This window comes from Cupriavidus campinensis, from assembly GCF_905397395.1.
GTDB classification, from domain to species: Bacteria; Pseudomonadota; Gammaproteobacteria; order Burkholderiales; family Burkholderiaceae; genus Cupriavidus; species Cupriavidus campinensis.
In genome coordinates this window covers 21,194-30,910 of sequence record NZ_CAJPVH010000060.1, presented here as the reverse complement: position 1 = coordinate 30,910, position 9,717 = coordinate 21,194, and the positions used below count along the sequence as shown (strand labels likewise).

The 9,717-nt window shown below is 67.4% G+C and carries 10 protein-coding genes and 1 pseudogene; 8 read left to right on the top strand and 3 right to left on the bottom strand.

Annotated features, from left to right (window positions below; translation table 11 throughout):
* Positions 1-138, top strand: a pseudogene (locus tag KHO18_RS28545) (single-stranded DNA-binding protein); the annotation flags it as partial.
* Between the two features lie 88 nt (positions 139-226).
* Here KHO18_RS28545 and KHO18_RS23800 read toward each other — a convergent pair.
* Complete coding sequence (locus KHO18_RS23800; RefSeq protein ID WP_211944001.1) at positions 227-979, bottom strand: hypothetical protein; 753 nt, start codon at positions 977-979, stop codon at positions 227-229.
* A 285-nt stretch (positions 980-1,264) separates the two neighbouring features.
* Here KHO18_RS23800 and KHO18_RS23795 point away from each other — a divergent pair, with 285 nt between their 5' ends.
* Entirely contained in the window at positions 1,265-1,972 is a 708-nt protein-coding gene (locus tag KHO18_RS23795) for a hydrolase (RefSeq protein WP_149136761.1), read from the top strand.
* Positions 1,973-2,293: 321 nt separating this feature from the next.
* Here the strand turns inward: KHO18_RS23795 and KHO18_RS23790 are convergent, their stop codons facing one another.
* Together KHO18_RS23790 and KHO18_RS23785 are read right to left on the bottom strand one after the other, a co-directional pair.
* Positions 2,294-3,106, bottom strand: a complete 813-nt coding sequence (locus KHO18_RS23790) for an IclR family transcriptional regulator (protein WP_211944000.1) — start codon at positions 3,104-3,106, stop codon at positions 2,294-2,296.
* Positions 3,103-3,930, bottom strand: a complete 828-nt coding sequence (locus tag KHO18_RS23785; RefSeq protein ID WP_211943999.1) for an IclR family transcriptional regulator — start codon at positions 3,928-3,930, stop codon at positions 3,103-3,105. The genes KHO18_RS23790 and KHO18_RS23785 overlap by 4 nt, the downstream gene beginning before the upstream one ends.
* A 128-nt stretch (positions 3,931-4,058) precedes the next feature.
* Here KHO18_RS23785 and KHO18_RS23780 point away from each other — a divergent pair, with 128 nt between their 5' ends.
* From KHO18_RS23780 to KHO18_RS23755, 6 genes are all read left to right on the top strand, one after another.
* Positions 4,059-4,988, top strand: a complete 930-nt coding sequence (locus tag KHO18_RS23780) for a LysR family transcriptional regulator (protein ID WP_144203079.1) — start codon at positions 4,059-4,061, stop codon at positions 4,986-4,988.
* A gap of 138 nt (positions 4,989-5,126) precedes the next feature.
* Complete coding sequence (locus tag KHO18_RS23775; RefSeq protein WP_144203082.1) at positions 5,127-6,086, top strand: MBL fold metallo-hydrolase; 960 nt, start codon at positions 5,127-5,129, stop codon at positions 6,084-6,086.
* Positions 6,087-6,089: 3 nt separating this feature from the next.
* Positions 6,090-7,880 (top strand): FAD-dependent oxidoreductase, encoded by a 1,791-nt coding sequence (locus tag KHO18_RS23770; RefSeq protein ID WP_144203084.1) that lies wholly within the window; start codon positions 6,090-6,092, stop codon positions 7,878-7,880.
* Positions 7,881-7,915: 35 nt separating this feature from the next.
* Complete coding sequence (locus KHO18_RS23765) at positions 7,916-8,107, top strand: DUF2783 domain-containing protein (RefSeq protein WP_144203087.1); 192 nt, start codon at positions 7,916-7,918, stop codon at positions 8,105-8,107.
* Between the two features lie 81 nt (positions 8,108-8,188).
* Positions 8,189-8,578 (top strand): hypothetical protein, encoded by a 390-nt coding sequence (locus KHO18_RS23760; RefSeq protein ID WP_144203090.1) that lies wholly within the window; start codon positions 8,189-8,191, stop codon positions 8,576-8,578.
* A 207-nt stretch (positions 8,579-8,785) separates the two neighbouring features.
* Positions 8,786-9,709 (top strand): glutamate/aspartate ABC transporter substrate-binding protein, encoded by a 924-nt coding sequence (locus KHO18_RS23755; RefSeq protein ID WP_211943998.1) that lies wholly within the window; start codon positions 8,786-8,788, stop codon positions 9,707-9,709.
* The last annotated feature ends 8 nt before the right edge of the window (positions 9,710-9,717 follow it).

Below are 9,717 nucleotides of genomic sequence, written 5' to 3'. Positions count from 1 at the left end.
GGCCGTGCCCAGGGCGGCGCCCAAGGTGGCGGCGCGCAGGGAGGCGGTCAGGGCGGCGGTCAGGGCGGCGGTCAGCGCCGGCCGCAGCAAAGCCCGTCGAACGGGTTTGAAGATATGGATGACGATATTCCCTTCTGAGCGTCTGTCAGCCGTCTTTGCAATAAAAAACCCCGCAATTACGCGGGGTTTTTTATTGCGCGGCGTTGGCGTGTGCCAGCCCGGGCGATTACTGTGCCGATCCCGCCGCCGCCGTGCCCGTCACCTTCGGTGCTGCCGGGGCGGGCTGGTCCACGAAGAACGCGCCGCGCAGTTGCGACGTGGCCGCGCGGGTGCCTTCGTCTACGGCGCCCATCAGGTTTTCGTATTCCGGCGCCTGGTCCCAGTCGCCCTTGGCGGCGTTGCGGTTCTCGACCTTTTCATACCATTCAAGCTTGTTGGTCGACAGGTCCACCAACTGCCCGGTCAGGGAGATATAGGCCGTCGGCGGGGTTAGCGGCAGGAAGCCGTAGTAGCTGCGGACCGTGCCCAGCGAGGCGGCGCTCACCAGCAGCAGCTTGTCCGCCTTGTACTTGCGGGCCAGCGGGCGGTAGTCGCGCAGTGCCACGCCATCGCCCGAGCCCTCCGTGAACTTGCCGAGGGACTCCGTATCGATCGGCTCCTCGATCATCACAACCTTGATCTGGCGCGATTCCAGGCCCTGGACGAATTCCTTGGGCAGCCCGCTCACCTTCGAGAAATCCTGCTTCTGCAGGCGGTCGACGATGGCCTTGGCGTTGGCCCGGTTGATGGCGTAGTCCAGGATGCCCTGTGCGCCCAGCATGACCTGGTTCGGCTCGGGCAGCTTCTCGAGGGCGACCGCGACGGTCTTCTCCTTGTTCTCGAACAGCGCGCTGGTGGCCGGAATCGGCTTCTGCACCACTGCGCAACCCGCGAGGGCGGTAACGGCCAGCAGCAGCCCGGCGAGATAACGACGACCCATGGTTTCTCCTTTTTTTATCGGATGAGGGAAAGACATGTGTCGATAACGTCCCGTATGGCCGGACTTTGAGCCCCGGGAAGTGGGGTAGACATGCCCCAGGGCTCACGCGGCGGGCGGACGGATCTTATTTCAAAAAATTTGAATAAGTGTGTGAGACTTCAGCGGCTTTAAGGCACTTATCGGCACGTATAGTTCATCCCATCGCAGCGCCACACCAAAACAACGGCGAACAGCGCGATGCAATAAAACTGAATGAAACAACCTTTACTTACCGGAGAAACCACCATGTCGAACGCCAACAACGCCAAGCTGCAAGTCCTGACGCCGCGCAACAGCCAGCTGATCATCATCGACCACCAGCCGCAGATGGCCTTCGGTGTGCAGTCGATGGACCGCCAGACCATGAAGAACAACGTGGTGGGCCTGGCCAAGGCGGCCAAGATCTTCGATGTGCCGACGACGATCACCACGGTGGAGTCCGACTCGTTCTCCGGTTACACCTACCCCGAAATCCTCGACGTGTTCCCGGGCCAGCAGACCCTGGAGCGCACCTCGATGAACTCGTGGGACGACCAGAAGGTGCGCGACGCACTGGCCGCCAACGGCCGCAAGAAGATCGTCGTGGCCGGCCTGTGGACCGAGGTCTGCAACACGACCTTCGCCCTGAGCGCGATGCTGGAAGGCGACTACGAGATCTACATGGTGGCGGATGCCTCGGGCGGCACGACCAAGGAAGCCCACGACTACGCCATGCAGCGCATGATCCAGGCCGGCGTGGTGCCGGTGACGTGGCAGCAGGTGCTGCTGGAATGGCAGCGCGACTGGAAGAACAAGGAAACGTACGACGCCGTGACCGGCCTGGCCAAGCAACACTCGGGCGCCTACGGCATGGGCATCGACTACGCCTACACCATGGTCCACAAGGCTGCCCAGCGCACCCAGACGCCGCACGCATCCATCGCCCCGGTGCACGCGCCGGTGATCGAGTACTGATATTCAAGGTAGGTGGCGCGGCATCATCAGCCGGGCCACCCTGAATGGGCACAGGGCGAAAGGCGGTAGCCGCTATGACACGCAATCACAAACTTGGTCGTAAGCTGGAAATGGCTGCCGTTGCCTTCGCGACGGGGTTCTCATCTCACGGTCACACCTCTTCGTCCCTCGGCATGCTGGCTGGAACGCTGGCGGTTTGCGCCCTGGTCGCACGCAGCGCGTTCAACAGGCGCTCACCGGGGGCGGGTTTCATGTTGCTCCCCCCCGGTATGACGAAACATCTTCATTAATGCGCCGGTGCCCAGCCGGTGCACGCCCCGGTCATCGAGCGCTGATCGTCGGCCCCAGCCCGGGCGCCCCGAACCGCCAGGACAGCCGCTGCGCGGCCTGGCGGACCAGCGCGGCGGTATCGCTGTCCGTGGCGCTGTCGAAGCTGCCGCTGCTGCCCATCACGGCGATGACGATGGCCAGCGCCCCGGTATGGTCGAACACCGGCGCGGCCAGCGTGTCGATGCCGGGCACCGGCTTGCTGACGGCGTTGTCGATCCCTGTCGCTTTCACCGCTTTCAGCCGGTTGGCATAGCCCGGCGGCGTCCCGTCCGGGGTGCCGGCCATGCGGATGGCGTCCTGGGCCAGCGCGCCGGCCAGTACATCCGGCGGCAGATGGGCGGCGACGGTCCGCCCGATGGCCGTATTGACCATCGACAACACCGTGCCAACGCGCAGGCTCACATGCTGGGGCCGCGCCGCTTCCTCCAACCGGATCACCGTGGGCCCCAGCGGCCCAAGCACCGCCATGGCCACGGACAAGCCCGTGGCATGGGCCAGGGCGATGATCTCGGGCTCGGCCTCCCGCGTGGGCGACAGCCGTTGCAGCGCCACCAGCCCCAGGTCCAGGCTCAATGCCCCGGCCACGAAATCCCCCGATGCATTGCGCGACAGCAGCCCGATCTTCTGCAGGCTGACCAGATGCGGAAACGCCTTGGCCGGCGCCATGCCGGCCGCGCGCGCCAGTTCGCCCAGCGGCAGGGGCCGTCCGGCCGCGACCAGCGCCATCAGCAGCTGCCCCGTGTTGTCGAGCGACTGGATGCCGCGCTGCGGCTTGGCGCCGCCGGTTAGCGTGTCGTCGCTCATGCGGGAGCCTTGTCGATGGTGGCGGCGAAGGCGGCGGCGATGGTGGTGCCGATGTCCCGCGCGGCGTCGCGCAGGGCGGTGGCTACCGGGCCGCTCCAGTCCACGTCGATGCCGCCTGTGGAGCCAATCACCGTCAGCACCAGCCGCAGCGCGCCTTCGCCATCCTGCAACGGCACCGCGAGGCTGCTCACGGCGGGGCTGGGCGAGTCGATGCTGCGCTCCATGCCGCGCGCGCGGATGTCGTCGAGCTGGCGCAGGAAGGCGGGCAGGTCGGCCCCCTGCGGATGCTGTCGCGCCCAGATGGCCTGCCAGTCCCCTGGCGGCTGGAATGCGCAATAGGTGCGGCCGGTGGCCGTGGCGGCCAGCGCCATGACTGTGCCCACGTGCAGGTTCACATGCAGCGGCGTGCCGGCGTGGGCGTAGTGGACGATGGTCGGCCCCTGCGGCGTGGGCAGGCTGATCGCCACGCTGAAGCCGATGCGCGCGGCCAGCGCCTGCACGCGCGGCACGGCGGCGCGATAGGCGGGATCGTGATCGAGGTGGAGCATGCCGAGCCGCAGCGCCAGCGGGCCGGGCTCGTAGTAACCGTCGATATGGTCGCGCTTGATCAGCCCGAGCCGCGTCAGGCTGACCAGATAGGTATGCGCCTGCGCCGGCGCCAGTTGCGCGGCGGCAGCAAGGTCGGCCAGCGACATCGGCCGGCGCGCGTCGGCCAGCGCCCGCAGCACGCGGCCGCCCACCTCCACGCTCTGGATGCCGCGCTGCGCGCGCTCGGTGCTCTCAGTGCTGTCGGTGCTCTCAGTGCTGTCGCTGGGTTCGGCCATGCCGATGTCTGCCCTGATCCGTGCTGGGGAAGCCCAGATAGTAATGGAATCAGGCATGGAAGCCATGTGCGGACCGTGCCGCCCGGCGTACTATGCCTGCTTCATTGACAACCAGAGGTTGGCAACGCATGGACAAGGCCAGGGTGTTGACGCTGTTCCTGGGCGTGGTGCGCGCCAAGAGCTTCGCGCGGGCGGCCGTGGAGGCCGAGGTCACGCCGCAGGCGGTCAGCAAGGCGGTGCGCACGCTGGAGGAATACCTCGGGGTGCGGCTGTTCCATCGCACCACGCGCAAGCTGAGCCTGACCACCGAGGGCGCCCGGCTGTTCGAGCTGGCCGAGCCCGGCATGCGCCAGCTTGACGAGGCCCTCGAGCAGGTGCGCAGCAGCCGCAGCGAGGACGACGGCATGGTCCGCGTGACCGCCCCGCACTCGGTGGGCGCCCGCGTGCTGGTGCCGCTGATCCGGGCGTTCCGGGAGGAATATCCCGGCATCACCTTCGATGTGGTGCTCACCGACCTGTTCACCGATCTGGTCGAGGCGAAGATCGACATCGGCTTCCGCGCCGGCACCAGCCCCGGCCAGAACCTCGTCGCCCGCAAGCTGTGCGACCTGCCGCTGCTGATCTGCGCCGCCCCCGAATACCTGGCCCGCCACGGCACGCCGGACTCGCTCGACGCCCTGCGCCGCCACGCCTGCACCGGCTTCCGCCGCCCGGTCACGGGCCGGCTGCTGCCGTGGGAGCTGATGGTCGATGGCGACCTGGTCTACCTGGAGGTGCCGGCCGTGGCCACCTTCAGCGACGTGGAGACCGAGATCGAGGCGGTGCGCGCCGGCATCGGCATTGGCCAGCTACAGGCCTACATGGTGCAGGACGATCTGGCCGCCGGGCGGTTGGTGTCGATCCTCCCGGCCTACCGCAGCAGCAGCGTCGGCCTCTATATGTATTACCCGCACCGCACCCACGTGCCCGCGCGCGTGCGCCGTTTTATCGACTTCGTGATGGCGGCCAGCCCGGAGACCCTGCCGGCGCTGGCCGGGGGCGAGGGTAAAGGCGGGTAAGGCCGGGTAGGGGGTTTCCCGCACGCCCCACGGCAGCATGCGGCCTGGCGGGGTGTTTAGCGAATGACAATTCGATTTGCCATTGACTAAGATCGACGGGATTCCTAAGCTTGGCCTATCCCCCGCATCGAGACCGACATGGCAAAAGCATTCGCATCCCAGGCCGACCTGGAAGCCAAGCAGATCACCTTCACCCAGTTGTCCGAGAACGCCTACGCCTACACGGCCGAGGGCGACCCCAATTCGGGCGTGATCATCGGCGACGATGGCGTGCTGATCGTGGACACCACCGCCACCCCGGCGATGGCGCAGGACCTGATCGCCCGCATCCGCCAGATCACCGACAAGCCGATCAAGTACGTGGTGCTCTCCCACTATCACGCGGTGCGCGTGCTGGGCGCGTCCGCGTACTTCGCCGAAGGGGCGCAGCAGGTCATCGCCAGCCGGGGCACCTACGAGATGATCGTGGAGCGCGGCGAGGCCGACATGAAGTCCGAGATCGAGCGCTTTCCGCGCCTGTTCGCCGGCGTGGAGACGGTGCCGGGCCTGACCTGGCCGACGCTGGTCTTCGACAAGGAAATCACCCTGTTCCTCGGCAAGCTGGAGGTGCGCATCGCCCATCTGGGCGCCGGCCACACCAAGGGCGACACCGTGGTCTGGCTGCCGCAGCAGAAGGTGCTGTTCTCGGGCGATCTGGTCGAGTACGACGCCGCCTGCTACTGCGGCGACGCCCAGCTTGCCCAATGGCCGGCTACGCTGGACGCGCTGGCCGCGTTGCAGCCGCAGAAGCTGGTGCCGGGCCGCGGCCCCGCGCTGACCACGCCTGCCGACGTGGCCAAGGGCATCGCCTACACCAAGGACTTCGTCACCACGCTGCTCCAGGCCGGCCGGGAAGCCGTGGCGGAGCGCATGGACCTGAAGGCCGCCATGGCGCATACGCGCAAGGCCATGGACCCGAAGTTCGGCCAGGTGTTCATCTACGAGCACTGCCTGCCGTTCGATGTCTCGCGCGCGTTCGACGAGGCCGCCGGCATCACCCATCCGCGCATCTGGACCGCCCAGCGCGACCAGGAGATGTGGGCCGCGCTGCAGGACTGAGCCATGGCCACGGATGCCATCGATACCGCCATCGATACCGCCATCGAGCCGGATTACCAGCGCCAGCAGTACGCCTACACGCCGTGCGCGGAGCAGCGCCCGGGCCATGCCGCCGGCGCGCCGCACCCTGTGGTGGTGGTCGGGGCCGGCCCGGTCGGGCTGGCCACCGCCATCGACCTTGCCCGGCATGGCGTGCCGGTGGTGCTGATCGACGATGACTGCACGCTCTCTACCGGCTCGCGCGCCATCTGCTTCGCCAAGCGCACGCTGGATATCTTCGACCGCCTCGGCTGCGCCGGCCGCATGGTCGAGAAGGGCGTGCGCTGGCACCTCGGCAAGGTCTTCCTGCGCGACAGCCTGGTCTACGCCTTCGACCTCCTGCCCGAGTCCGGCCACCAGCGCCCGGCCTTCATCAACCTCCAGCAGTATTACGTCGAGGGCTATCTGCTCGATCTGGCGCGCGCGCTGCCTAACATCGACATCCGCTGGAAAAGCCGCGCGGTGAACCTGGAGTCGCGCGATGACCATGTGGCGCTGACCGTGGAGACGCCCGATGGCTGCTACACGCTGTGCGGCCGCTACGTAGTGGCTGCCGACGGCTCGCGCAGCGGCCTGCGCAAGCTGATGGGGCTGGAGAGCCACGGCCATACCTTCCGGGACCGCTTCCTGATTGCCGATGTGAAGATGGAGGCCGCGTTCCCGCCCGAGCGCTGGTTCTGGTTCGATCCGCCCTTCCACCCGAACCAGTCGGTGCTGCTGCACCGGCAGCCGGACAACGTCTGGCGCATCGACTTCCAGCTCGGCTGGGATGCCGATCCGGTGCTGGAGAAAACACCCGAACGGGTGATCCCGCGCGTGCGGGCGCTGCTCGGCCCGGAGGCGAAGTTCGAGCTGGAGTGGGTCAGCGTCTACACCTTCTCCTGCGTGCGCATGGACCGCTTCCGCCATGGCCGCGTGCTGTTCGCGGGCGATGCGGCGCATGGCGTCTCGCCGTTCGGCGCGCGCGGCGCCAACAGCGGCGTGCAGGATGCCGAGAACCTCGCCTGGAAGCTCGCCTATGTGCTGGCGGGCCGCGCGCCGGACAGCCTGCTGGACACCTACGCCAGCGAGCGCGAGTTTGCCGCCGACGAGAATATCCGCCATTCCACGCGTTCCACCGATTTCATCACCCCCAAGAGCGCCGTCAGCCGCACCTTCCGCGACGCCGTGCTCACGCTGGCGCGGGACCACGGGTTTGCGCGGCAACTGGTAAACAGCGGGCGGCTCTCGGTGCCGGCCGTGCTCCACGAATCGCCGCTCAATACGGCCGATGGCGATGGCGAGACGTTTGCCGGGACGATGGTGCCGGGCGCGGCGTGTGCCGATGCGCCGGTATGTGGCATGGCTGGCGTGACGGGTGAGCCGTGGCTGCTGCCCCGGCTGGGCGACCAGTTCGTGGCGCTGATTTTCGGCGCGCCGGCCGGGCTCGATGCGGCGACCCGCAGCGCGCTGCAAGCCTTGCAGCAGGGTGCGGTGCCGCTGCGGCTGGTCTTCGTGACCGACGCGGCCATCGCCGCCTCCGCCGATCCGTGGCCCGGCGCCACCGTGGTCCGTGATGTGGAAGGGCTGGCCGCCCGCCGCTACGACGCCCGTGCGGGCACCTGCTACCTGATCCGCCCGGACCAGCACGTCTGCGCACGCTGGCGGACGGTGGATGCGGCGCGCATCGGTGCCGCGCTGGACCGCGCCATCGGTCAGGCAGGGCAGGGCCGGCCAGCGGTCGCCCCGGCTCCGAAACCAATGGCGATGGCGTGACCGCCCGCACCGCGCCCCTGCCAGGAGACCCGCCGATGCCCCTCAACACCGCGCCGAACCTCACGCGCCCCGACGACTTCTACGAGGCGCTGATCGACATGCACCGCGACCTCGACGACGCCGCCAGCCAGGCCGCCAACGCCCGGCTGATCCTGCTACTGGCCAACCATATCGGCGATCACCAGACGCTGCTCGAAGCCCTCGCGCTGGCCCGCGAGGCGCCGTAGGGCACCCCCGGTCGCCCTTGGGGCCAGCCGGACGCGTTACGCGTTACCATGGCAGCACCGACCACAGGGAAGGAGTTCGTCATGCCGAGCCGTTGCCTTGCCGCAGTGAAGTGCCATGCCGTCGTTCTCCTCGCATTGGGTGCCTGCCTCCCGGCCTATGCCCAGACTCAGCCCCAACCCCAGCCCGGTGGCGCGGCCGCCATCGACAACGTCATTGGCGATGCCGTGAAGGAGGGCGAATCGCCGTACCGCCCCACGCCGCGCCCGCCCGGCGCCGCCGCGCCCACCCAGCAAACCATCGACGACGCGGAATGCCAGCAGTTGATGAGGCAGATGAACGAGACGCCCAAGCGCAGCTACAAGCCCGGCGCGCCGATGGAGAACAGCCAGGGCAGTGACGTGATGTCAGTCGAGCGCGACCGCACCCGCCGGCAGTTGCAGAAGACGTTCAAGGAGAAGTGCGGGACGTAGGATTGCTGCGTCGCAGTATCTTCAGGCCGTCCCCAAGCTGTGCCCCCAACGCCCCGATCCGGGGCGTTTTTGTTTCCCCAGTCCTGCCTTTCGCCCCATCCCCGGGAATAACACATTTGTTTCATGGTAATCCATGATGGAACACTTGTTGCTCAATGCCTAGCATTGCAACACCTGACGCATCCATCCAAACCAGGAGTGTTTCCCATGCCCAAGTCGATTTTCGTCCGCCCGGTGCTCAGCCTGATCGCTACCGCCGCCGCCCTGGCCACGACAGCCGCACCGGCCTTCGCCGCCGACGTGGCCGCCAGCCCGACGCTCACCAAGATCAAGTCGTCCGGCACGATCTCGATCGGACACCGCACCTCGTCGATCCCGTTTTCCTACTACGACGGCAACCAGAAGGTGATTGGCTTCTCGCAGGACATCTGTGACCGCGTGATCGACAGCGTGAAGAAGGAAGTGGGCGCGGCCAGCCTGCAGGTGCGCATGGTGCCGGTAACCTCGCAGAACCGGATCTCGCTGGTGCAGAACGGCACGGTGGACCTGGAGTGCGGCGTCACCACCAACCTGAAGTCGCGCCAGCAGCAGGTGGCGTTCTCGACCACGTTCTTCGTGGCCGGCACGCGGCTGCTGGTGAAGAAGGGCAGCCCGATCCACGACTTTGGCGATTTGTCGGGCAAGGCCGTGGTGACCAACGCGGGTACCACCTCGGAACGCATCCTGCGCAAGCTCAACGACGAGAAGCAGGCCAATATCACGATCCAGAGCGCCAAGGACTACGGCGAGTCCTTCCTGATCCTGCAGTCGGGCCGGGTGGCCGCGTTCATGATGGATGACGTGCTGCTGTCCGGCGCCCGCACGCTGGCGCCCAACCCCGGCGACTGGAACGTGGTCGGCACGCCGCAGTCGTTCGAGGCCTACGCGTTCATGCTGCGCAAGGACGATCCCGGCTTCAAGCAGGTGGTGGACGGCGCCATCAGCGGCCTGATCAAGAGCGGCGAGATCCACACGCTGTACGCCAAGTGGTTTGCCAAGCCGGTGCCGCCCAAGAACATCAGCTTCGACCTGCCGCTCAGCGAGCCGATGAAGAAGGCCTACGCCAGCCCCAACGACGAGGCATTCGAATAAGTCCGAAA

What these genes read in the sequence shown, in the direction of transcription:
- KHO18_RS23800 (WP_211944001.1), bottom strand. Translation starts at nt 979, where the DNA reads ATGGGTCGTCGTTATCTCGCCGGGCTGCTGCTGGCCGTTACCGCCCTC.
- KHO18_RS23755 (WP_211943998.1), top strand. Translation starts at nt 8,786, where the DNA reads ATGCCCAAGTCGATTTTCGTCCGCCCGGTGCTCAGCCTGATCGCTACC.
- KHO18_RS23780 (WP_144203079.1), top strand. Translation starts at nt 4,059, where the DNA reads ATGGACAAGGCCAGGGTGTTGACGCTGTTCCTGGGCGTGGTGCGCGCC.
- KHO18_RS23785 (WP_211943999.1), bottom strand. Translation starts at nt 3,930, where the DNA reads ATGGCCGAACCCAGCGACAGCACTGAGAGCACCGACAGCACTGAGAGC.
- KHO18_RS23765 (WP_144203087.1), top strand. Translation starts at nt 7,916, where the DNA reads ATGCCCCTCAACACCGCGCCGAACCTCACGCGCCCCGACGACTTCTAC.
- KHO18_RS23795 (WP_149136761.1), top strand. Translation starts at nt 1,265, where the DNA reads ATGTCGAACGCCAACAACGCCAAGCTGCAAGTCCTGACGCCGCGCAAC.
- KHO18_RS23760 (WP_144203090.1), top strand. Translation starts at nt 8,189, where the DNA reads ATGCCGAGCCGTTGCCTTGCCGCAGTGAAGTGCCATGCCGTCGTTCTC.
- KHO18_RS23790 (WP_211944000.1), bottom strand. Translation starts at nt 3,106, where the DNA reads ATGAGCGACGACACGCTAACCGGCGGCGCCAAGCCGCAGCGCGGCATC.
- KHO18_RS23775 (WP_144203082.1), top strand. Translation starts at nt 5,127, where the DNA reads ATGGCAAAAGCATTCGCATCCCAGGCCGACCTGGAAGCCAAGCAGATC.
- KHO18_RS23770 (WP_144203084.1), top strand. Translation starts at nt 6,090, where the DNA reads ATGGCCACGGATGCCATCGATACCGCCATCGATACCGCCATCGAGCCG.